Source organism: Mycobacterium sp. NGS17 (genome assembly GCF_059813205.1).
In genome coordinates, this window is the sequence record NZ_JCALED010000011.1 from 66,306 (window position 1) to 87,406 (window position 21,101).

A 21,101-nucleotide genomic window follows, 5' to 3' on the forward strand; every position below is an offset into this window, starting at 1 on the left:
AAGGACAATGGTGAGGTGACAGGCACAAGGCCGGCCGAGCGCGAAGCCCACGGGGCGCAACTGGTGATCTTCGATCTCGACGGCACGCTGACCGACTCCGCGGAGGGGATCGTCGCCAGCTTCCTGCATGCGCTCGACCACATCGGCGCCCCGGTGCCGCCCGGCGACCTCGTCGCGCAGATCGTCGGCCCGCCGATGGACGACACGTTCCGGGCCATGGAGCTCGGCGCCGACGCCGAGGAGGCCATCGCCGCGTTTCGCGCCGAGTACGGCGCTCGGGGCTGGGCGAAGAACGCGCTCTTCGACGGGATCGAGGCGCTGCTGGTGGATCTGCGCGCCGTCGGCGTCCGGCTGGCGGTCGCCACCTCCAAGCTGGAACCCACGGCGCGGCGCATCCTCGCTCATTTCGGGCTCGACCAGCACTTCGAGGTCATCGCCGGCGCCAGCCCCGACGGTTCGCGCAAGACCAAGGTCGACGTGCTGGCCCATGCCCTGGCGCAGCTGCGGCCCCTGCCCGAGCGGGTACGCATGGTCGGCGACCGCAGCCACGACGTGCACGGCGCGGCCGCGCACGGCATCGACACGGTGGTGGTCGGCTGGGGCTACGGCAAGGCCGATTTCCCCGACCGCGCAGCCGCGAGCGACGCCGCCGAATCCGGCGTGACGCACGCCTCGACCATGGACGAACTGCGGAGGGCACTGGGTGTCTAGTCGCGAGGCGCTGCACGTCACGTTCGTGTGCACCGGCAACATCTGCCGTTCGGTGATGGCCGAGAAGATGTTCGCCGACCAGCTGCGCCGGCGGGGCCTGGCCGACGCGGTGCGGGTGAGCAGCGCCGGCACCGGCAACTGGCATGTGGGCGAGCGCGCCGACGAGCGGGCGGCCGGCGTGCTGCGCGCCCACGGCTACGCGTGCGAGCACCGCGCCGCACAGGTCGACGCCGAGCACCTGGGCGCCGATCTGGTGGTGGCCCTCGACCGCAACCACGCCCGGATGCTGCGGCACCTGGGCGCCGACGAGGATCGCGTCCGGATGCTGCGGTCCTTCGACCCGCGTAGCGGCGCCCACACCCCCGACGTGGACGATCCCTACTACGGCGACACCGAAGACTTCGAACGCGTCTACGCCGTCATCGAGGCCGCGCTGCCCGGCCTGCACGACTGGGTCGACGAACGGCTCGCGCAGAACGGATCCCCTTGATGCGCCGGTTGCCCTTCCCGCTGCGCCCGGGCTGGATCGTGCTGGCGCTGGTGGTCCTCGCCTTCGCGTACCTGTGCTTCACGGTGCTCGCGCCCTGGCAGCTGGGCAAGCACAGCAGGACCTCGCAGGAGAACCGCCAGATCGAAGCTTCGCTGAACACCGCACCGGTTCCGTTGAAAACGCTACTGCCGCAGCAGAATTCGGCGGCTCCCGGCGCGCAGTGGCGCCAGGTCACCGCAACCGGGCACTATCTGCCGGACGTGCAAGTGCTGGCCCGGTTGCGGGTGATCGACTCGAAGCCGGCGTTCGAGGTGCTGGCGCCGTTCGTCGTCGACGGCGGACCGACCGTCCTGGTCGACCGCGGCTATGTGCGTCCTTTGGAGGGGTCTCACGTCCCGCCGATACCCCGCCCACCCGCGCCGACGGTGACCATCACGGCGCGGCTGCGCAACTCCGAGACCCCGGCGGCGAACAAGGATCCGTTCGTGGGCGACGGTGTGCAGCAGGTCTATTCGATCGACACCGAACAGGTCGCCGTGCTGACCAAGACGCCACTGGCCGGGTCCTACCTGCAACTGATCGACGGTCAGCCCGGTGGGCTCGGCGTGGTAGGCGTGCCGCAGCTGGACGCCGGCCCGTTCCTGTCCTACGGCATCCAGTGGATCGCGTTCGGCATCCTCGCACCCATCGGCTTGGGCTACTTCGCCTACTCGGAGATCCGCGCCCGGCGACAGGAGAAACAACACCGGCCGGCGCCCGAGGCAGCACCCACCCCCGAAGCGCCCGAGGCGCCGCAGTCCGTCGAGGCCAAACTCGCCGACCGCTACGGCCGCCGGCGGTAACCCGACAGATACGTCAACAGTCCGGCCAACACCGCGGCACCCGCTTGCACCAGCGACGACAGCGTCACCGCGCGCCGCAGGTCGGCCACCGTCGGCTCGCGGCCATCGCCGAGGGTGGGCCGGATCTGCAGTCCGTGCTGGTAGTGCGTGGGACCGCCCAGGCGCACGCCCAGCGCCCCGGCGAAGGCGGCCTCGACGACGCCGGCGTTGGGGCTGGGGTGACGGGCGGCATCGCGGCGCCAGGCCCGAGCCGCGTCCGCCGGTGATCCCCCGACCACCGGCGCCAGCAGCACCGTCAGCGACGCGGTCACCCGCGCGGCGAGGAAGTTGGCGGCGTCGTCCAATCTCGCCGCGGCCCAACCGAACCGGAGATACCGCGGCGAGCGATAGCCGACCATCGAGTCCAGGGTGTTGATGCCGCGATATACCAGGACCGCGGGCAAGCCGCCGGCCGCCGCGAACAGCAGCGGTGCCACTTGGGCGTCGGAGGTGTTCTCGGCGATCGATTCCAGCGACGCACGGGTCAGGCCCGCGCGGTTCAGCGACGCCGGGTCACGCCCGCACAACGACGGCAGCAGCGCACGCGCGGCCTCGACGTCGCCATGTCCCAGCCGCTCCGACATGTCCAGTCCGGTGCGGGCCAACGAGGTGCCACCCAGCGAGACCCAGGTGGCCGCGGCCGTCGCCGCGATCGGCCACACCCGGGCGCACCGCGCGGCGGCCTGCTGCATCGCCAGGCCCAACACGCCCACCGCCCCGATCAGCGCCCCGACATGGACCGCGCCGGCGATCCGGCTGTCGCGGTAGGTCAGCTTCTCCAGCGCGGCGGCGGTACGGCCGAACAGCGCGACCGGATGACCCCGTCGCGGGTCGCCCAGCGCGCGGTCGGCCAAAACGCCGATCGCCACGCCCGCGACTCGAGCCTGCCTCGCAACCACCTCGGCAGCGTCTCACACCCTCGCGCCCCGCCTCGGCTAGGCGACCGCCACGATTACGACCGCGATGACCAGCACGATCAGGACCGCCACCGTCCACCACAGCCCGTAGCCGTGCTTGAACCGGCCGTCGGCGCGCGTCATCTGGGGGCTGGCCGACGGCGCGACCCCCCATTTGCCGCCGGGCGACATGTTCGGCGGGTCGGGGGGCGGAGGACTCGAGTTGCCAGGTTCAGTGCTCATCCGGGCATGTCTGCCCATTATCAGGCGGATATAACGTCAGATCATTGATCGTGCCGATCCGGCGATGGTCTACTCGAAGGCATGAGGCCCAGCAGGCGAGGTCGGCGGTGAAGCGGCCCGCGACCCGCGTCGCCGACCTGCTGAACCCGGCGGCGTTGTTGTTGCCCGCCGCGAACGTCATCATGCAGTTGTCGTTGCCCGGCGTCGGCTATGGCGTGCTGGAAAGCCCGGTGGACAGCGGCAACGTCTACAAGCATCCCTTCAAGCGCGCGCGCACCACCGGCACCTATCTGGCGGTCGCGGCCATCGGGACCGAGTCCGATCGGGCGATGATCCGCGCCGCCGTCGACGGCGCGCACCGGCAGGTCCGGTCGACAGCATCAAGCCCGGTGTCCTACAACGCATTCGACCCGAAGCTGCAGCTGTGGGTGGCGGCCTGCCTGTACCGGTACTTCGTTGAGCAACACGAGTTCCTGTACGGCCCGCTGGACGACGCGACCGCCGACGCCGTCTATCAAGACGGCAAGCGGCTGGGCACCACGCTGCAGGTGCCCGAGAGCATGTGGCCGCCGGACCGGGCCGCCTTTGATGCGTACTGGAAGCGTTCGCTCGAAGAACTGCACATCGACCCCCCGGTGCGCGAACATCTGCACGGGGTGGCTGCCATGGCGTTTCTGCCCTGGCCCTTGCGGGTGCTGGGGGGGCCGCTCAACCTGTTCGCGACGACTGGCTTTTTGGCTCCGCAGTTTCGGGCGATGATGCAGCTGGACTGGTCGCCGCGCCAGCAGCGCCGGTTCGAATGGCTGCTTTCGGCGCTGCGGCTGGCCGACCTGTTCATCCTCCATGACGCCTGGATCTTCCTGTATCGAATCTACTTGTGGGACATGCGGTTTCGCGCCCGGCGCGGCTGGCGGATCGTCTAGCGGGCACAGGGTCATTTCGAGGGGAAAATCTTCCTCGTCAATAGGCGAGCCCGTACCGCGCAAAGCGGACTAGCGTGGCAAGGCATGACGTTTCCACCGCTCAACCACGTCGCGGTCACGGTGCGCGACATCGACATCAGCGGCCCGTGGTATCGCAACCTGCTCGGCGCCGACCCGATCCTCGACGAGCACACCGATGCCGGATTTCACCATCAAGTGTGGATGCTCGACGGGGGCACGATATTCGGCATCCATCAGCACGACCGCGAGGCACCCGACGAAAAGTTCAGCGAACATCGCGTCGGTCTCGACCATGTCGGCTTCGGTTGCGCCAGCCGGGCCGAGCTGGAGAACTGGGTCACCAGGCTCGGCGAACTGGGCATCGAGCACGGCGGCATCGTGGATGCGCCGTACGGCTCCGGGCTGAGTTTCCGCGACCCCGACGGCATCGCCCTGGAGTTCTTCGCCCCACCCGGCTGATCGTCAGCGCGCCGTCGCGAAGAACGCGCGCACGTCCTCGACGAACAGCTCCGGTTGTTCGAACGCCGCGAAATGCCCGCCGCGCGGCATGTCCGTCCAGTGGGTGATGTTGTAGACCGGCTCGCACCAGCTACGAGGCGCCTTGAGCAGCTCACCGGGGAAAGCCGCGACGCCCGTTGGCAATTCGACGCGATCCCCGCCGCCCCAGACCGCAAAGCTCTCCCAGTACAGGCGGGCCGAGGACGCGGCGGTGTTGGTCACCCAGTACACCATCACATTGTCGAGCAGCTCGTCGCGGCTGACCGCGTTCTCGGGATGCCCGTCGCAATCGGCCCAATCCCAGAACTTTTCGACGATCCAGGCCAGCTGCCCCACAGGCGAATCAGCCAAGCCGTAGCCCAGTGTCTGCGGCCGGGTGGACTGTTGCTTGGAATAGCCGGTGCCCCACTTGCGGTGGTTGGCCAACCCAGCGAGCGCCCGCTGCTCCTCGTCGGTCGGGTTGGTCAGCGAGTCCTTGGTGGGCCGGCCGACCGGCATGTTCAGGTGGATCGCCAGGCAGTGGCCTCCCCCGTGGCTACTGTTGCGGCCGATCTGTGTCGTGACGGCGGCGCCCCAGTCGCCGCCCTGGGCGCCGTAGCGGTCGTACCCCAAGCGCAGCATGAGCGTTTCCCACGCCTCGGCAATCTTTTCCACGCCCCAGCCGGTCTCGGTGGGTTTTCCGGAGAACCCATATCCCGGAAGCGATGGACATACCACGTGGAAGGCGTCCTCGGCGCGGCCCGACGCGGGATTGGTCAACGGCTCGATCACCTTGTGGAACTCCACGATCGAACCCGGCCAGCCGTGCGTGATCACGAGCGGGAAGGCGTCGGCGTGCGGCGACCGCTGATGGATGAAATGGATGTCCAGGCCGTCGATTTCGGTGGTGAACTGATCGAAACGGTTGAGCGCGGCCTCCCGCGCTCGCCAGTCGTAGTCGTTGGCCCAGTAGTCGGCCAGCTCGCGGGTGTAGGCCAACGGCACGCCCTGGCTCCAGTCGTCCACGCATTCGGCCTCCGGCCAACGCGTACGGGCCAGCCGCGATCGCAGATCGTCGAGAACGTCGTCAGGAACCTCGATGCGGAACGGTTTCACGCGTTCATAGTGCCTGCGGCCGCCTGACCGGCGGCACGCACCCCGGCGCCGTCAGAGCGCTCGCAGGCCGCTGAGGGTCCGGCCGATCAGTTCACGTCGTTCGTCGATCGTCATCGAGTCACCGAGCGGTGCGTGCACCCTCAGATAGCCCTGTGTCACCAGTTCGCCGACCAGGAACCGCGTCGCACCGAGCGGCAGGGACAGCCGAGCGGCGATCTCTGCGACCGAGGGGCTCTGCACGCAATAGGTCAGGATCTGGCCCCGCACATCGTTTCTCGGCCAGCGCGGCGGCTTCGCTGTGGTGTCGAGCGCTTCGACCGGAGCCTCGAGCGCCAGTTCGACGCCGGCGTCGGTGCGGCCTCCCGTCAGCGCGTACGGCCGGACCAGGCTCGGCTCATTCGCGGTCTCTGATTCCGTGGCTTCGTCCCCCGACTGCCGAGGCGCGTCGGAATGTTTCCCCCCGGCATGCGGCGAACTATGGGCACCCATGTGGTGCTGCAGGAACCACAAGGTCTGGTCGGCATGCACCGATGCGCGCAGCTCGCTGGAGACCACCTTGAGCACGGTCCGATCGGTGTCGATCACGAATGTGGTCCGTCTGACCGGGAGCAGCCGGGCCAGCAGGCCACGGCGCCGGGTGTGTCGGCCGCGCCGGGCCTCGTCACGCGCGGCGACGGATCTACGCAGCTTGGCGAACCTGCCTCGGCGCACCCCGAACAGCTCGGACACCACGCCGTCCGCGTCGGAGAGCAGCGGATAGTCGAACGAGCGCTGTTGCGCGAAATGGGCCTGCCTGTCGACGGTGTCGGTGCTGATGCCCACCCGCTGGGCGCCCACCGTCACGAATTCGTTGCTGAGGTCCCGAAAATGACAGGCCTGGGCCGTACAGATCGGTGAGGATGCGAGTGGGAAGAAGAACAGCACAACCGGTCCTTCGGCAAGGAGCGCGGACAGCGCCCGGGGCCGACCGGTGTGATCAAACAAAGTGAAGTCAGGCGCCTTCTCGCCCGCGATCATCGGCAAAGACTAACGCCGGGGCGCTTTGCGCGAAGCACACTCGGATAATTCGGTCTGTCAACCGGAGGTTGCCGATTGTTACAAATTGTTTCGTGGGCCGCGAACCGCCCAGCGCATCTGGGACGATTTCGAATTTATGAAGCTCGTTCTGATGATTTCCGGCGTGGCGGCCGTCATTGGCTTGGCGGTGCCCGCGCACGCCGATGACACCGACGACGCGTTCCTCGCGTCGCTCAATTCGGCCGGCTTCACCTATAACGATCCGGCGCAGGTCATCCAGGCCGCCCACTATGTGTGCTCGGCGGCTGGGGGCGGCACGGCGATGGCGGATATCGCCAAGGCGATGACGTCGAAGGCGGCCGCACTGACCGAAGAGAAAGCGGAGAAATTCACCGCGATCGCGGCCAGCGCCTACTGTCCGGACGCTATTTCGTCGACCACCACGACGACGGCCGCCAGCTCGTAAGCGAGCGATTCGGCGCGGTCGCGCCGTCGCGCGCAAATGTCGGTGGGCGCGGACGGTATCGAACCGCCGACCGCTGGTGTGTAAAACCAGAGCTCTACCACTGAGCTACGCGCCCGTTGCCCCGGGCAGGCTACCCGTCCGAAGGCCAAGTTCCCAAAATTTCCAGCCCCGCTCAGCCCCGCAGTGCGGCCAGGGCATCGGTCCAGAGCCGCTGATCGCGGGACTCGCCAGGCTGTTTCATCTCGGCGAAGCGGATGATCCCGGACCGATCGACGACGAACGTCCCGCGGTTGGAGTAACCGGCGTCCTCGTTGAACACGCCATAGCTCTGGCTGACCGCGCCATGGGGCCAGAAGTCCGACAACACCGGGAAGGTGAAACCGCTGTCCAGCGACCAGACCCGGTGGGTCGGCGGAGGTCCCACCGAGATCGCCAGGGGCGCGCTGTCGTCGTTTTCGAAATCGGGCAGGTGGTCGCGCAACAGGTCCAGCTCGCCCTGGCAGATCCCGGTGAATGCCAGCGGGAAGAAGACCAGCAGCACGTTCTTGGCGTCCCGATAGGAGCTCAGCGTGACGCGTTGTTGATTCTGGTCGCGCAAGGTGAAATCCGGGGCGGCTGTGCCGACGGGCAGCATCAACGCTTCCCGGCACGGGATTTGGGCTGCACCAGCCGGCTGGCGCTCCAGTCCCCCAGGTTGACCGACGAGGTCGGCATCAAACCGGCGGTGGGCGCGGCCTCCGCGATTTCGGCCGGCAACACATGCCCGGGCTTGCCGGTTTTGGGCGTCAGCACCCAGATCACGCCGTCTTCGGCCAGCGGGCCGATCGCATCCATCAGGGTGTCCACCAGGTCGCCGTCACCGTCTCGCCACCACAGCAGAACGACGTCGACTACCTCGTCGGTGTCTTCGTCGAGCAAGTCGCTGCCGCAGGCCTCCTCGACCGCGGCGCGGATGTCGTCATCGGTGTCTTCATCCCAGCCCCACTCCTGGACAACTTGGTCGGGTTGGATGCCCAATTTGCGAGCGTAGCTCGGGGCGTGATCCGCCGCGACCACCGTGGAGCCTCCTTAATGTCCGCACGCGATGCGATTGAGGATTATCGTCGCACAGCCAGAACCCGGTCCATACTTCCGCATCATCACGTTGCCAGACACAGTTTCACCGCGTTCTTCTTCGTGTCGTTGAGCTGGTCGACCCGTTTGTTGAATTCGCCGGTTCCCGCGTGCGTGCCGATGGCGTTGGCCACCGCCCGCGCGGCGTCGATGTAGGCGTTGAAGGCGTCCTTTATCTGCTGCGACATCGCATCGCTGAAGCTGTTGCCCACCGTGGTGGCGCTGTCGTTGAGGGCGTCGATGGCCGGGCCTTCGGTCGGGCCGGTACCGCGGCCGGCGTTGAACGCCTTCACGAACTCGTTGGTCTTGTCGATCGCGTTCTTGCTGGTGGTGATCAGCGTGGCGCAGGCGGTGCGCACCGCCTTGGTGGTCAACGATTGCTGCCGCTGTGACTCCCGCACGCTCGAGGTCACCGACGAGGCCGACACCGACGCGGACACCGACTGCCGGTAGGCCGGCGCCACCTTGGTGTCGGGCGTGGCCGTGCCGTTGGTGACGGAGGTGCACCCGACGATGCCCATCAGTGCCACGGCCACACATCCCAGCGCCAAGGCCCCGCGCTGGGGCAAAGCCTTCACCTGCGTCTGAGGGACTGCACCCCACCGGATGAGCACACGGCTGACGTTACCGGGTGGGTTGCCCGACTGCCCCATACCCGCCGAGTTCGTGTTCGCCGCGCCACGCTTCGCCGGCGAGCCGACGTCGGCTATCCGCGCGAGACACGGGTGCGGCACGATGGTGGCAGGGTGCGACCCGCCCGTTACGGCACACATTCCGCCAACAACAGGAGTAGTGCGTTGACAACTGAGTTCGTGCGCCACGATCTGGCCACAAACCCCCACAGCGCAACCGAACCCGACCGCGTTCGGGTGATCCGCGAGGGGGTGGCCTCCTACCTGCCCGACATCGATCCCGAAGAGACGTCGGAGTGGCTGGAGTCCTTCGATGAGCTGCTGGAGCGCTCCGGCCCGTCGCGGGCGCGTTATCTGATGCTGCGATTGCTGGAACGGGCCGGCGAGCAGCGCGTCGCGGTCCCGTCGCTGACTTCCACCGACTACGTCAACACCATTCCGACCGAACTCGAGCCGTGGTTCCCCGGCGACGAGGACGTGGAGCGGCGCTATCGCGCGTGGATCCGGTGGAACGCGGCGATCATGGTGCACCGCGCCCAGCGCCCGGGAGTCGGTGTGGGCGGCCACATTTCGACTTACGCCTCGTCGGCGGCGCTGTACGAGGTCGGATTCAACCACTTCTTCCGCGGTAAATCGCACCCCGGAGGGGGCGACCAGGTGTTCATCCAGGGCCACGCGTCCCCGGGCATCTATGCCCGCGCGTTCCTGGAAGGCCGGTTGACCGCCGACCGGATGGACGGCTTCCGGCAGGAGCACAGCCACGCCGGCGGCGGGCTGCCGTCGTACCCGCACCCGCGGTTGATGCCCGACTTCTGGGAGTTCCCCACGGTCTCGATGGGGCTCGGCCCGCTCAACGCGATCTACCAGGCGCGGTTCAACCACTACCTGCACGACCGCGGCATCAAGGACACGTCCGACCAGCACGTGTGGTGCTTCCTGGGCGACGGCGAGATGGACGAGCCGGAGAGCCGGGGTCTGGCGCACGTGGGCGCGCTGGAGGGCTTGGACAACCTGACGTTCGTGATCAACTGCAACCTGCAGCGCCTCGACGGCCCGGTGCGCGGCAACGGCAAGATCATTCAGGAGCTGGAGTCGTTTTTCCGTGGCGCCGGCTGGAACGTCATCAAGGTGGTCTGGGGCCGCGAGTGGGACGCCCTGCTGCATGCCGACCGCGACGGCGCGCTGGTCAATCTCATGAACACCACCCCGGACGGCGACTACCAGACGTACAAGGCCAATGACGGTGCGTACGTGCGCGATCACTTCTTCGGCCGCGACCCGCGCACCAAGGCGCTCGTGGAGCACATGAGCGATTCCGAGATCTGGAACCTCAAGCGCGGCGGCCACGACTACCGCAAGGTCTACGCCGCCTACCGCGCCGCCGTCGACCACAAGGGCCAGCCCACGGTCATCCTGGCCAAGACCATCAAGGGCTATTCGCTGGGCGCACATTTCCAGGGCCGCAACGCCACCCACCAGATGAAAAAGCTTGCGCTGCAAGACCTTAAGGACTTCCGCGATGCGATCCGGATCCCGATCAGCGACGCCCAGCTGGAAGAGGATCCCTACCTGCCGCCCTACTATCACCCCGGCTCCGACGCCGAGGAGATCCGCTACATGGTCGACCGCCGGCGCACCCTCGGGGGCTTTTTGCCCGAGCGGCGGACCAAGGCGAAGGCGCTGCGGCTGCCGGGCCGCGAAACCTACGCCGCGCTGAAAAAGGGGTCGGGAAACCAGGAGGTCGCGACCACCATGGCGACGGTGCGGACCTTCAAGGAAGTGTTGCGGGACAAAGAAGTTGGCCCGCGTATCGTGCCGATCATCCCCGACGAGGCGCGCACCTTCGGGATGGACTCCTGGTTCCCGTCGCTGAAGATCTACAACCGCAACGGCCAGCTGTACACCGCAGTGGACGCCGAGCTGATGCTGGCCTACAAGGAAAGCGAAGGCGGCCACATCCTGCACGAGGGCATCAACGAGGCCGGGTCGGTGGGGTCGTTCATCGCGGCCGGCACGTCGTATGCGACGCACAACGAGCCGATGATCCCGATCTACATCTTCTATTCGATGTTCGGCTTCCAGCGCACCGGCGACGGCCTGTGGGCCGCCGCCGACCAGATGACACGCGGGTTCTTGCTCGGGGCCACCGCGGGGCGCACCACGCTGACGGGCGAGGGCCTGCAGCACGCCGACGGCCACTCGCTGCTGCTCGCCAGCACCAACCCCGCCGTGGTCGCCTACGATCCGGCCTTCGCCTACGAGATCGCCTACATCGTGGAGAGCGGCCTGGCGCGAATGTTCGGGGAGAACCCCGAAGACGTGTTCTTCTACATCACCGTCTACAACGAGCCGTACGTGCAGCCGCCCGAGCCCGAGAACTTCGACCCCGAGGGCGTGCTGCGCGGCCTCTACCGTTACCGCGTCGCCACCGAGCAGCGGACCAATAAGGCGCAGATCCTGGCGTCCGGGGTGGCAATGCCGTCGGCGCTCAATGCCGCCGACATGCTCGCCGCGGAGTGGGACGTCGCCGCCGACGTGTGGTCGGTGACCAGCTGGGGCGAGCTGAACCGCGACGGTGTGGCCGTCGACAGGGCGAGGCTGCGCCATCCGGACCGGCCGGCCGGCGTCCCGTACGTCACCGAGGCCCTCGAGAACGCGAGCGGGCCGATTGTCGCGGTGTCGGATTGGATGCGTGCCGTTCCCGAGCAGATCCGGCCCTGGGTCCCAGGCACCTACGTGACCCTGGGCACCGACGGGTTCGGCTTCTCGGACACCCGGCCGGCGGCGCGGCGGTATTTCAACACCGACGCCGAATCGCAGGTGGTCGCGGTGCTGGAGGCGCTGGCGCGCGACGGTGAGATCGACCCCTCGGTGCCGATCGCCGCGGCCCGCCAGTACCAGATCGACGACGTACAGGCCGCCCCCGAGCAGACGTCGGACCCCGGGGTGGCCTGACGGGCGGCACGGCTCCGGCCACCCGCCCGCCCAGCGTGAAGTTATCTTCACGCTGGGCACCGAGCGTGAAGATAACTTCACGCTCGACGTCCGCCCCCAACGCCGCGAACAACACGCGCCGGCTTTGGGGGAAACTTCCAGAAATGGCGCGTAGGTTTTAGGGGTGAATGACAACCCCTTCGCCGGTCCGTTCGCCAAGCAGCCGCGATCGCCACTGGAGCTGCTGGATACCGTGCCGGACTCCGTCCTGCGCCGGCTGAAGCAGTACTCCGGCCGGCTGGCCACCGAAGCGGTCTCGGTGATGGGCGACCGGTTGCCGTTCTTCGCCGACCTGGAAGCCTCGCAGCGCGCCAGCATGGCGCTGGTCGTGCAGACGGCCATCAACAACTTCGCGGAGTGGATGCAGGACCCGCACAGCAACGTCAGCCACACCGCGCAGGCGTTCGAACTGGTACCCCAAGACCTCGCCCGCCGCATCGCGCTGCGCCACAGCGTCGACATGGCGCGCGTGACCATGGACTTCTTCGAGGAAGTGGTCCCGCTGCTGGCCCGCTCCGAAGAGCAGCTGACCGCGCTGACCGTGGGCATCCTCAAATACAGCCGCGACCTGGCGTTCACCGCCGCCACCGCCTACGCGAACGCGGCCGAAGCACGCGGCACTTGGGACAGCCGGATGGAAGCCAGCGTCGTCGACGCGGTGGTCCGCGGCGACACCGGCCCCGAGCTGCTGTCCCGCGCCGCGGCGCTGAACTGGGACACCACCGCCCCGGCGACGGTCGTCGTCGGCACCCCGGCCCCCGGCCGCGACGGATCGACCGGCCCGGACGACAGCGAGCGCGCGAGTCAGCACGTCCGCGATATCGCGGCGCAGCACGGGCGCGCGGCCCTCACCGACGTGCACGGCACCTGGCTGGTGGCGATCGTGTCCGGCCAACTGTCACCAACCGACAAATTCCTCGGCGATTTGCTGGCGGCCTTCGCCGACGGTCCCGTGGTCGTCGGACCCACCGCGCCGATGCTGACGGCGGCCTACCACAGCGCCAGCGAGGCGATCTCCGGCATGAACGCCGTGGGTGGCTGGCGCGGTGCGCCGCGGCCGGTGCCGGCCCGCGAGCTGCTGCCCGAACGGGCCCTGATGGGCGACGCGTCGGCGATCGTGGCCCTGCATACCGACGTGATGGGCCCGCTGGCCGACGCGGGTCCCACGCTGATCGAGACGCTTGACGCTTACTTAGATTGTGGCGGCGCGATTGAGGCCTGTGCCAGAAAGTTGTTCGTTCATCCAAACACCGTGCGCTACCGACTCAAGCGGATCACCGACTTCACCGGCCGCGATCCCATGCAGCCGCGAGACGCATATGTGCTGCGAGTGGCGGCGACGGTCGGCCAGCTCAACTACCCCATCAATCCGTCAAGCGCCGACAACAACGCCATGCCGGCGGTTCCGCTGCCGGTCAGAGGGGTCGCCGCGCGCCAATCCGGGTGACAGTGACCCAGGCAACAGATCGCGGCGCGATATCAAACCTGTAGCTTAAGGAGCTGTTTTGTAGGGAGTTCACAAAAACCTAAGACGAGGTTCATAATCTGATACACCCGCCAAAACCGTTTCCACAGTGTTCTCTTAAACACGTGATTGCATTGCTTGCGCCCGGACAGGGTTCGCAGACCGAGGGGATGCTGTCGCCGTGGCTCGAACTCGCCGGCGCTGCTGACCAGTTGGCGCTGTGGTCCAAGGCCAGTGGCCTCGACCTCGTGCGCCTGGGCACCACTGCATCGACCGAAGAAATCACCGACACTGCGGTCACCCAGCCACTGGTCGTCGCCGCCACGCTGCTGGCCCATCAGGAGCTGACCAAGCGTGGCCTGCTGTCGGATGCGGAATTGGTCGTCGCCGGCCACTCGGTCGGCGAGATCGCCGCATACGCGATCGCCGGCGTGATCGCCGCCGACGACGCCGTCGCGCTGGCCGCCACCCGTGGCGCCGAGATGGCCAAGGCTTGCGCCGTCGAGCCCACCGGCATGTCGGCGGTGCTCGGCGGGGACGAGGGCGAGGTTCTTGCCCGGCTCGAGCAGCTCGACCTGTTTCCCGCCAACCGCAACGCCGCGGGCCAGATCGTCGCCGCCGGCTCGCTGTCCGCGCTGGAGAAGCTGGCCGAGGACCCGCCGGAGAAGGCCCGGGTGCGCGCCCTGGGTGTGGCCGGAGCGTTCCACACCAAGTACATGGCGTCGGCGCTCGACGGCTACGCCGCCGCGGCGGCCGCCGTCCAGACGTCCGAGCCAACCGCCACGCTGCTGTCGAACCGCGACGGCAAGCCCGTCGCGTCGGCGGCCGCGGCGATGGAGGCGCTGGTCGCCCAGCTGACCCAGCCGGTGCGCTGGGACCTGTGCACCGCGACGCTGCGTGACCTGGAAGTCACTGCGGCCGTGGAGTTCCCGCCCGCGGGCACGCTCACCGGCATCGCCAAACGAGAACTTCGGGGGATCACGGCTCGTGCCGTCAAGTCTCCCGCAGACCTGGACGCATTGGCCGAGCTCTAAAGCCAGCTCGACCAGTTGCACAACCAGTACAACCGCATAGCACGTCAATTCGACTAACACACAACACATTACGAAGGGAAGCACGCTGTGGCCGTCAGCCAGGAAGAAATCATCGCCGGTATCGCCGAGATCATCGAAGAGGTAACCGGTATCGAGCCCTCCGAGGTCACCCCGGAGAAGTCCTTCGTCGACGACCTGGACATCGACTCGCTGTCGATGGTCGAGATCGCCGTTCAGACCGAGGACAAGTACGGCGTCAAGATCCCCGACGAGGACCTCGCCGGTCTTCGCACCGTCGGTGACGTCGTCTCCTACATCCAGAAGCTCGAGGAAGAGAACCCCGAGGCTGCCGAGGCGCTGCGCGCCAAGCTGGAGACCGAGAACCCCGAGGCGGTCGCGAACGTCAAGTCGAGGCTGGAAGCGGACAGCAAGTGAGCAAGCCTTCCACTGCTAATGGCGGTTACCCCAGCGTTGTGGTAACCGCCGTCTCGGCGACGACATCGATCGCGCCGGACATCGAGAGCACGTGGAAGGGTTTGTTGGCCGGCGAGAGCGGCATCCACGTCCTCGAAGACGAGTTCATCACCAAGTGGGACCTGCCCGTCAAGATCGGTGGACACCTCAAGGAGCCCATCGACGAACACATGAGCAGGCTCGACTTGCGCCGCATGTCCTACGTACAGCGGTTGGCCAAACTGCTCAGCGGTCAGTTGTGGGAGAGCGCCGGTAGTCCGGAGGTCGACCCCGACCGGTTCTCGGTCGTGGTCGGCACCGGGCTCGGCGGCGCCGAACGGATCGTGGAGAGCTACGACCTGATGAACGAGGGTGGCCCCCGCAAGGTGTCGCCGCTCGCGGTTCAGATGATCATGCCCAACGGCGCCGCGGCGGTGGTGGGCCTGCAGCTCGGCGCTCGCGCCGGCGTCATCACCCCGGTCTCGGCCTGCTCGTCGGGCTCGGAGGCGATCGCGCACGCGTGGCGTCAGATCGTCATGGGCGACGCCGACTTCGCCGTCTGCGGCGGTGTCGAGGGTCCCATCGAAGCGCTGCCGATCGCGGCGTTCTCGATGATGCGGGCCATGTCGACGCGCAACGATGAGCCCGAGCGCGCATCGCGGCCGTTCGACAAGGACCGCGACGGCTTCGTGTTCGGTGAAGCCGGGGCGATGATGATCATCGAGACCGAAGAGCACGCCAAGGCCCGGGGCGCCAAGCCGCTGGCCCGGTTGCTGGGTGCCGGCATCACCTCGGACGCCTTCCACATGGTGGCGCCCGCGGCGGACGGCGTCCGTGCCGGCCGGGCGATGACGAGGTCGCTCGAGCTGGCGGGTTTGTCGCCGGCGGACATTGACCACGTCAACGCGCACGGCACCGCGACGCCGATCGGCGACACGGCCGAGGCCAACGCCATTCGGGTCGCCGGTTGCCAGGAAGCGGCGGTGTACGCACCGAAGTCGGCTCTGGGGCACTCCATTGGTGCGGTCGGAGCTCTGGAGTCTGTTCTCACGGTATTGAGCCTTCGGGACGGCGTGATACCGCCAACACTCAACTACGAAACACCCGATCCCGAGATCGATTTGGACGTTGTCGCGGGCGAACCCCGCTACGGCGATTTCCGTTACGCGATCAACAACTCATTCGGGTTCGGTGGCCACAACGTGGCACTCGCCTTCGGGCGTTACTGAGCACGGAAGGAACGTTCGCAAGACCCATGACAGAGCTGGTTACCGGGAAAACGCTCCCGAACGTGGTCGTCACTGGCGTCGCCATGACGACCGCGTTGGCTACTGATGCCGAGAACACCTGGAAGCTGTTGTTGGACAGCCAAAGTGGTATCCGCAAACTCGAGGATCCGTTCGTCGAGGAGTTCGACCTGCCGGTGCGCATCGGCGGGCATTTGCTGGAGGAATTCGACAGCCAAATGACCCGTATCGAGTTGCGCCGGACGGGCTACCTGCAGCGGATGTCCACCATTCTGGGCCGCCGGGTCTGGGAGAACGCCGGCTCCCCCGAGGTCGACAGCAATCGCCTGATGGTGTCGATCGGAACCGGTTTGGGTTCGTCGGAGGAGATGGTCTTCAGCTACGACGACATGCGCGCTCGTGGCATGAAGGCCGTTTCTCCGCTGGGCGTTCAGAAGTACATGCCCAACGGCGCCTCGGCGGCGGTGGGACTCGAGCGCCAGGCCAAGGCCGGGGTGATCACGCCGGTGTCGGCGTGCGCGTCGGGTTCTGAGGGCGTGGCGCAGGCGTGGCGCAACATCGTGTTCGGCGAGGCCGACATCGCGATCTGCGGCGGTGTGGAAACGCGTATCGAAGCGGTGCCCATTGCGGCGTTCGCCCAGATGCGCATCGTGATGTCGACCAAGAACGACGACCCGGCCGGCGCGTGTCGCCCGTTCGACCGCGACCGCACCGGCTTCGTGTTCGGCGAGGCCGGCGCGCTGATGGTCATCGAGACCGAGGAACACGCCAAAGCCCGCGGCGCCAACATCTTGGCCCGCATCATGGGCGCCAGCATCACCTCCGACGGCTACCACATGGTGGCGCCGGACCCCAACGGCGAACGCGCCGGGCACGCCATGAGCCGGGCCATCCAGCTCGCGGGCCTGTCCCCCAGCGATATTCACCACGTCAACGCCCACGCCACCGGCACCTCCGTCGGTGACGTCGCCGAGAGCAAGGCCATCAACAACGCGCTGGGCGCTCACGGCGGCAACGCGGCCGTCTATGCCCCCAAAGCCGCGCTGGGCCACTCGGTGGGCGCGGTCGGAGCCGTGGAATCCATCCTGACCGTGCTCGCGCTGCGCGACCAGGTGGTCCCGCCCACGCTCAACCTGGAAAACCTCGACCCCGAAATCGACCTCGACGTCGTGGCCGGCAAACCACGGCCGGGCAACTACGAGTACGCGATCAACAACTCGTTCGGGTTCGGCGGACACAACGTGGCCATCGCCTTCGGGCGGTACTAAACCCGAGCAACACCGAATATCAGGAGACCTGCGATGACAATCACGGCCCCCGAGACGGTTGGCGAGTCGCTCGACCCTCGCGACCCGCTGTTGCGCTTGAGCAATTTCTTCGACGATGACTCCGTCGAGCTGCTGCACGAGCGCGATCGTTCCGGCGTGCTTGCCGCCGCGGGAACCGTGAACGGCGTGCGCACCATCGCGTTCTGCACCGACGGCACCGTCATGGGCGGCGCGATGGGCATCGAGGGGTGCACGCACATCGTCAACGCCTACGACACCGCCATCGAGGAGCAGAGCCCGATCGTGGGCATCTGGCACTCCGGCGGTGCCCGGCTGGCCGAGGGTGTCAAGGCACTCCACGCGGTCGGCCTGGTCTTCGAGGCGATGATCCGGGCGTCCGGCTACATCCCGCAGATCTCGGTGGTCGTCGGCTTCGCCGCCGGCGGCGCCGCCTACGGGCCGGCCCTGACCGACGTCATCGTGATGGCCCCGGAAAGCCGGGTGTTCGTCACCGGGCCCGACGTGGTGCGCAGCGTCACCGGCGAGGACGTGGACATGTGCTCGCTCGGCGGCCCGGAAACCCACCACAAGAAGTCCGGGGTGTGCCACATCGTCGCCGACGACGAGCTCGACGCCTACGAGCGCGGTCGCCGATTGGTCGGGTTGTTCTGCCAGCAAGGGCATTTCGACCGGGACAAGGCCGAGGCCGGTGACACCGACATCCACGCGCTGTTGCCCGAGTCGTCGCGGCGCGCCTACGACGTGCGCCCGATCGTGGCCGCGATCCTCGACGCCGAGACGCCGTTCGACGAGTTCCAGGCCAACTGGGCGCCGTCGATGGTGATCGGCCTGGGCCGGCTGTCCGGCCGCACGGTCGGCGTGCTGGCCAACAACCCGCTGCGGTTGGGCGGTTGCCTGAACTCCGAAAGTGCCGAGAAGGCGGCGCGTTTCGTGCGACTCTGCGACGCCTTCGGCATTCCGCTGGTCGTGGTCGTCGACGTGCCCGGCTACCTGCCCGGTGTCGACCAGGAGTGGGGCGGCGTGGTGCGCCGCGGCGCCAAGCTGTTGCATGCGTTCGGCGAGTGCACGGTTCCGCGTGTCACTCTGGTCACCCGAAAGACCTACGGCGGGGCCTACATCGCGATGAACTCACGGTCGCTGAACGCGACCAAGGTGTACGCGTGGCCGGACGCCGAGGTCGCGGTGATGGGCGCCAAGGCCGCCGTCGGCATTCTGCACAAGAAGAAGCTGGCCGCCGCGGCGGACCACGAGCGCGAAGCGCTGCACGACGAGCTGGCCGCCGAGCACGAGCGGATCGCGGGCGGCGTGGACAGCGCCATCGAGATCGGCGTCGTCGACGAGAAGATCGACCCGTCGCACACCCGCAGCAAGCTCACCGAGGCGCTGGCCCAGGCGCCCGCCCGCCGCGGTCGCCACAAGAACATCCCGCTGTAACTTTTTCTCGCGAGCAGACGCAAAAGCCCCCGACGCACGGCGTGTCGCGGGGCTCTTGCGTCTGCTCGCGCCCTAGCGCCCGCGGCCCAGGATCGCCGAAAGGGCTTGCCGCAGTTCCCCTTCGGGATCGGCGGGGAGTTCCTCGGCGCGCCACCCGACGAAGTCGTCCGGTCGGATCAGCAGCGCGCCCTCCGGCGGCAGCCCGGTGACCGCCGCCCACTCGTCGCTGTAGAAGCGGCGCGCGGCCAGCGACGCCGAAGTCGCTGCCGCACACCAGCGCTCGTCCCCGGACAGCACGGTGAATCGGGGTCCCAGCAGATCGAGTGTCGAGACTCCCTCGCGCACCCAGACGTGCGGCAGCCGGGTGCCGGGCTGGGCGCGCAATTCGTCCACCAGGCCGCCGCCGTCCGCGTCAGCTGTCACCACCGCGGCCGAACGGTACCGGTACCCGATGAGCAGGGCGAACATCGAGCGCTCCTCGTCGGCCGGCAATTGCGGTGCATCGCCACCCGCCCGCAGCAGCGCCGCCGACGGCCCGGTGAGCGACTGACGCGCGGCGAATCGGCCCACCGGATGACGCTCGGCCTGGTAAGTCGCCAACAGCTCCGGCGCGGCGGTGCCGCGCAGGACGGCAGCGAGTTTCCACGCCAGGTTGTGTGCGCTTTGGATGGCGGTGTTGGCACCTCCGGCTTTGAACGGCGGCATGGTATGCGCCGAATCGCCGACGAGAAATGCTCGCCCGCAATCGAATTGGTCGGCCACTCGTTCGTATGGTTGCCACGCCGCGACCTCGATGATGTCGATGTCGATCGGTTCGCCGATCGCCTTGGTCAGCACCTCGCGGCAGCGCTGCGGGGTGAACTGTTCGGCCGTCTCGCCTGCGCCGGGAAAGTAGGTGGTGATGAACATGCCGAGATCGCCCTCGGCGACCAGGAATATGCCATCCACGTCGTCGTTTTTGACCTGCACGCCGTCACCGTCGTGCAACTCCGGGATGAAGTGCCGCCATGGCGCCCGGAAGTAGACGAACACGACATAGATGGGCAGGGCGCCGTACCCGGATGTGGTGATGCCCAGCCATTCGCGGATGGGGCTGTGCACGCCGTCGGCGGCCACCAGATAGTCGGCGCGGATGGTCTCCGACTCTCCCGACTCCGCGTCGTGCACCACCGCGGTGACTCCGGTTTCGTCCATCTCGATCGAGGACAGTGCCGTGCCATAGCGCACTTCGCTGCCGCCCCGTCTCGTCGCGTCGCGCAGGATCGGCTCGAGCCGGCTCTGCGGGCAATACTGCGCCGCCGGCTCGGGGCTGACCTCGTCCAGGCCGGCGAAGATCGCGTCGACGTCGAGCGCCGGCTCTTGCGCGGCGCTGTTGAGCGTGCGCTTGAGCACCAGCGCCGAGACGTGTTCGGCGACTTCTCGCACCTCGTCGCCAAGCCCCAAGCCGCGCAGAATCTCCGAGCTGCGGAAACTCAGGTTGCGGGCCTTCGGGTAGAGGAACAATTCCCGTCGCTTCTCGACCAGGAGCGAGCGCACGCCGTGCTGGGCCAGCAGCGCCGACGTCGCGAGGCCGCCGATGCCGGCTCCGACGATCAAAACCGGGACACGCTTCGTCATCGCATTCACCTCCGAAGGCAGTATTTTGACAGAGACTATCATTCGATATTGACTCTCATATAGCCGCGGTTTGCTGCGTGTCGGACGGCTTCCAGAAATTCCAGCTAAAGGCCGTTGCGCCATCAGCAGGAGTGGGTAAACAACGCTCAACGCGTCTGCAGTTGGTGACGTCCTAATCGAAAGGGGCATCGGATGGGTCGTGAAGAGGGTGGCCGGTGGGACGTCGGCATCCAGGACAATGCGGTTCGCCTCGAGCGCATCTCCGATGGCGACAAGCGGGTATTCGATGATTCGCTCTCGGCCGAAGAGGCCCGTGACCTCGCCGGCCTGTTGACGAAGTTCGCAACCAAGCTCGACGAGGCCGCGGATTCCGACGTGACCAAGAGCTCGAAGGGCGGCGACGACTCCAAGGACTCGAAGGACTCGAAGGACGACGAGGACTCCAAGGACTCCAAGGACGACGACGACTCCAAAGACTCCAAGGACGATGACGACGAGGCCGACTCCGACGACGAAAACGACTCCGACGACGAGGACTCCGAGGACTCCAAGGACTCCAAGGACTCGTCGGACTAGGCGCCT

At 67.6% G+C, this 21,101-nt stretch carries 22 protein-coding genes, 1 tRNA gene and 1 pseudogene; 14 read left to right on the forward strand and 10 right to left on the reverse strand.

Translation table 11 applies throughout. The annotated features are described in order from the left end of the window. The first annotated feature begins 15 nt into the window (after positions 1 to 15). The 3 genes from AC5Y7E_RS21385 to AC5Y7E_RS21395 are packed head-to-tail and all read left to right on the forward strand — an operon-like array spanning position 16 to position 2,043. Entirely contained in the window at positions 16 to 711 is a 696-nt protein-coding gene (locus AC5Y7E_RS21385; RefSeq protein ID WP_499950658.1) for an HAD-IA family hydrolase, read from the forward strand. Continuing rightward, entirely contained in the window at positions 704 to 1,201 is a 498-nt protein-coding gene (locus tag AC5Y7E_RS21390; RefSeq protein WP_499915858.1) for a low molecular weight protein-tyrosine-phosphatase, read from the forward strand. The genes AC5Y7E_RS21385 and AC5Y7E_RS21390 overlap by 8 nt, the downstream gene beginning before the upstream one ends. Beyond that, positions 1,201 to 2,043 carry an SURF1 family cytochrome oxidase biogenesis protein gene (locus AC5Y7E_RS21395; protein ID WP_499950659.1) on the forward strand — a complete coding sequence of 281 codons (843 nt, stop codon included), beginning with the start codon at positions 1,201 to 1,203 and terminating at the stop codon, positions 2,041 to 2,043. The genes AC5Y7E_RS21390 and AC5Y7E_RS21395 overlap by 1 nt, the downstream gene beginning before the upstream one ends. Here AC5Y7E_RS21395 and AC5Y7E_RS21400 read toward each other — a convergent pair. Together AC5Y7E_RS21400 and AC5Y7E_RS21405 are read right to left on the reverse strand one after the other, a co-directional pair. Further along, positions 2,025 to 2,981, reverse strand: a complete 957-nt coding sequence (locus tag AC5Y7E_RS21400) for a cobalamin biosynthesis protein (protein ID WP_499950660.1) — start codon at positions 2,979 to 2,981, stop codon at positions 2,025 to 2,027. The two genes, AC5Y7E_RS21395 and AC5Y7E_RS21400, sit on opposite strands and share 19 nt — an antisense overlap. A gap of 36 nt (positions 2,982 to 3,017) precedes the next feature. After that, positions 3,018 to 3,221 carry a hypothetical protein gene (locus AC5Y7E_RS21405; protein ID WP_499950661.1) on the reverse strand — a complete coding sequence of 68 codons (204 nt, stop codon included), beginning with the start codon at positions 3,219 to 3,221 and terminating at the stop codon, positions 3,018 to 3,020. Positions 3,222 to 3,328: 107 nt separating this feature from the next. Here AC5Y7E_RS21405 and AC5Y7E_RS21410 point away from each other — a divergent pair, with 107 nt between their 5' ends. Next, positions 3,329 to 4,144 (forward strand): oxygenase MpaB family protein, encoded by an 816-nt coding sequence (locus AC5Y7E_RS21410; protein ID WP_499950662.1) that lies wholly within the window; start codon positions 3,329 to 3,331, stop codon positions 4,142 to 4,144. Positions 4,145 to 4,228: 84 nt separating this feature from the next. Next, positions 4,229 to 4,624 (forward strand): VOC family protein, encoded by a 396-nt coding sequence (locus AC5Y7E_RS21415; RefSeq protein WP_499950663.1) that lies wholly within the window; start codon positions 4,229 to 4,231, stop codon positions 4,622 to 4,624. 3 nt (positions 4,625 to 4,627) lie between these two features. On the opposite strand, the gene AC5Y7E_RS21420 is transcribed toward AC5Y7E_RS21415, so the two are convergent. The 3 genes and pseudogenes from AC5Y7E_RS21420 to AC5Y7E_RS21430 form a co-directional block, all read right to left on the reverse strand. Further along, on the reverse strand, positions 4,628 to 5,758 hold the full coding sequence (locus AC5Y7E_RS21420) for an epoxide hydrolase family protein (RefSeq protein WP_499950664.1): 1,131 nt from the start codon (positions 5,756 to 5,758) through the stop codon (positions 4,628 to 4,630). Between the two features lie 51 nt (positions 5,759 to 5,809). After that, on the reverse strand, positions 5,810 to 6,247 hold the full coding sequence (locus AC5Y7E_RS21425) for a DUF742 domain-containing protein (protein ID WP_499950737.1): 438 nt from the start codon (positions 6,245 to 6,247) through the stop codon (positions 5,810 to 5,812). A 6-nt stretch (positions 6,248 to 6,253) separates the two neighbouring features. After that, positions 6,254 to 6,775, reverse strand: a pseudogene (locus AC5Y7E_RS21430) (peroxiredoxin); the annotation flags it as partial. A 25-nt stretch (positions 6,776 to 6,800) separates the two neighbouring features. On the opposite strand from AC5Y7E_RS21430, the gene AC5Y7E_RS21435 reads away from it, so the two are divergent. After that, entirely contained in the window at positions 6,801 to 7,241 is a 441-nt protein-coding gene (locus AC5Y7E_RS21435) for a DUF732 domain-containing protein (RefSeq protein ID WP_499950665.1), read from the forward strand. 43 nt (positions 7,242 to 7,284) lie between these two features. Here the strand turns inward: AC5Y7E_RS21435 and AC5Y7E_RS21440 are convergent. The 4 genes from AC5Y7E_RS21440 to AC5Y7E_RS21455 form a co-directional block, all read right to left on the reverse strand. After that, positions 7,285 to 7,356 (reverse strand) — tRNA-Val (locus AC5Y7E_RS21440). Between the two features lie 57 nt (positions 7,357 to 7,413). Continuing rightward, entirely contained in the window at positions 7,414 to 7,875 is a 462-nt protein-coding gene (locus AC5Y7E_RS21445) for a peroxiredoxin (protein WP_499950666.1), read from the reverse strand. Then, on the reverse strand, positions 7,875 to 8,297 hold the full coding sequence (locus AC5Y7E_RS21450; protein WP_499950667.1) for a DUF3052 domain-containing protein: 423 nt from the start codon (positions 8,295 to 8,297) through the stop codon (positions 7,875 to 7,877). The genes AC5Y7E_RS21445 and AC5Y7E_RS21450 overlap by 1 nt, the downstream gene beginning before the upstream one ends. Positions 8,298 to 8,380: 83 nt before the next feature. Beyond that, on the reverse strand, positions 8,381 to 8,968 hold the full coding sequence (locus tag AC5Y7E_RS21455; protein ID WP_499915839.1) for an Rv2240c family protein: 588 nt from the start codon (positions 8,966 to 8,968) through the stop codon (positions 8,381 to 8,383). 183 nt (positions 8,969 to 9,151) lie between these two features. Between AC5Y7E_RS21455 and aceE the strand changes: the two genes are divergently transcribed. From aceE to AC5Y7E_RS21490, 7 genes are all read left to right on the forward strand, one after another. After that, positions 9,152 to 11,941: a pyruvate dehydrogenase (acetyl-transferring), homodimeric type gene (gene aceE, locus AC5Y7E_RS21460; protein WP_499950668.1), complete on the forward strand. Its 2,790-nt coding sequence runs from the start codon at positions 9,152 to 9,154 to the stop codon at positions 11,939 to 11,941. Positions 11,942 to 12,104: 163 nt separating this feature from the next. Next, a complete protein-coding gene (locus tag AC5Y7E_RS21465) occupies positions 12,105 to 13,427 on the forward strand; it encodes a PucR family transcriptional regulator (RefSeq protein ID WP_499950669.1) in 1,323 nt (440 codons plus the stop codon). 143 nt (positions 13,428 to 13,570) lie between these two features. Next, positions 13,571 to 14,479 carry an ACP S-malonyltransferase gene (locus AC5Y7E_RS21470; RefSeq protein ID WP_499915834.1) on the forward strand — a complete coding sequence of 303 codons (909 nt, stop codon included), beginning with the start codon at positions 13,571 to 13,573 and terminating at the stop codon, positions 14,477 to 14,479. Between the two features lie 87 nt (positions 14,480 to 14,566). Further along, positions 14,567 to 14,914 (forward strand): meromycolate extension acyl carrier protein AcpM, encoded by a 348-nt coding sequence (acpM, locus tag AC5Y7E_RS21475; protein WP_007770614.1) that lies wholly within the window; start codon positions 14,567 to 14,569, stop codon positions 14,912 to 14,914. Beyond that, positions 14,911 to 16,161 carry a 3-oxoacyl-ACP synthase KasA gene (kasA, locus tag AC5Y7E_RS21480; RefSeq protein WP_499915833.1) on the forward strand — a complete coding sequence of 417 codons (1,251 nt, stop codon included), beginning with the start codon at positions 14,911 to 14,913 and terminating at the stop codon, positions 16,159 to 16,161. Before acpM ends, kasA begins: the two co-directional genes overlap by 4 nt. 26 nt (positions 16,162 to 16,187) lie before the next feature. Beyond that, a complete protein-coding gene (gene kasB, locus AC5Y7E_RS21485; RefSeq protein WP_499950670.1) occupies positions 16,188 to 17,447 on the forward strand; it encodes a 3-oxoacyl-ACP synthase KasB in 1,260 nt (419 codons plus the stop codon). A gap of 33 nt (positions 17,448 to 17,480) precedes the next feature. Beyond that, a complete protein-coding gene (locus AC5Y7E_RS21490) occupies positions 17,481 to 18,902 on the forward strand; it encodes an acyl-CoA carboxylase subunit beta (RefSeq protein ID WP_499915829.1) in 1,422 nt (473 codons plus the stop codon). 72 nt (positions 18,903 to 18,974) lie between these two features. Here the strand turns inward: AC5Y7E_RS21490 and AC5Y7E_RS21495 are convergent, their stop codons facing one another. Further along, entirely contained in the window at positions 18,975 to 20,519 is a 1,545-nt protein-coding gene (locus AC5Y7E_RS21495) for an FAD-dependent monooxygenase (protein WP_499950671.1), read from the reverse strand. Positions 20,520 to 20,711: 192 nt separating this feature from the next. Between AC5Y7E_RS21495 and AC5Y7E_RS21500 the strand changes: the two genes are divergently transcribed. Continuing rightward, the gene (locus AC5Y7E_RS21500; RefSeq protein WP_499950672.1) at positions 20,712 to 21,095 is read left to right on the forward strand and encodes a hypothetical protein; all 384 of its coding nucleotides are present in this window, start codon (positions 20,712 to 20,714) and stop codon (positions 21,093 to 21,095) included. Positions 21,096 to 21,101 lie beyond the last annotated feature (6 nt).

Excerpts from the sequence above, each read along its gene's own strand:
- kasB (WP_499950670.1), top strand. The coding sequence starts at position 16,188 with ATGACAGAGCTGGTTACCGGGAAAACGCTCCCGAACGTGGTCGTCACT.
- AC5Y7E_RS21415 (WP_499950663.1), top strand. The coding sequence starts at position 4,229 with ATGACGTTTCCACCGCTCAACCACGTCGCGGTCACGGTGCGCGACATC.
- AC5Y7E_RS21490 (WP_499915829.1), top strand. The coding sequence starts at position 17,481 with ATGACAATCACGGCCCCCGAGACGGTTGGCGAGTCGCTCGACCCTCGC.
- AC5Y7E_RS21405 (WP_499950661.1), bottom strand. The coding sequence starts at position 3,221 with ATGAGCACTGAACCTGGCAACTCGAGTCCTCCGCCCCCCGACCCGCCG.
- AC5Y7E_RS21425 (WP_499950737.1), bottom strand. The coding sequence starts at position 6,247 with ATGGGTGCCCATAGTTCGCCGCATGCCGGGGGGAAACATTCCGACGCG.
- AC5Y7E_RS21395 (WP_499950659.1), top strand. The coding sequence starts at position 1,201 with ATGCGCCGGTTGCCCTTCCCGCTGCGCCCGGGCTGGATCGTGCTGGCG.
- AC5Y7E_RS21500 (WP_499950672.1), top strand. The coding sequence starts at position 20,712 with ATGGGTCGTGAAGAGGGTGGCCGGTGGGACGTCGGCATCCAGGACAAT.
- AC5Y7E_RS21445 (WP_499950666.1), bottom strand. The coding sequence starts at position 7,875 with ATGCTGCCCGTCGGCACAGCCGCCCCGGATTTCACCTTGCGCGACCAG.
- AC5Y7E_RS21495 (WP_499950671.1), bottom strand. The coding sequence starts at position 20,519 with ATGACGAAGCGTGTCCCGGTTTTGATCGTCGGAGCCGGCATCGGCGGC.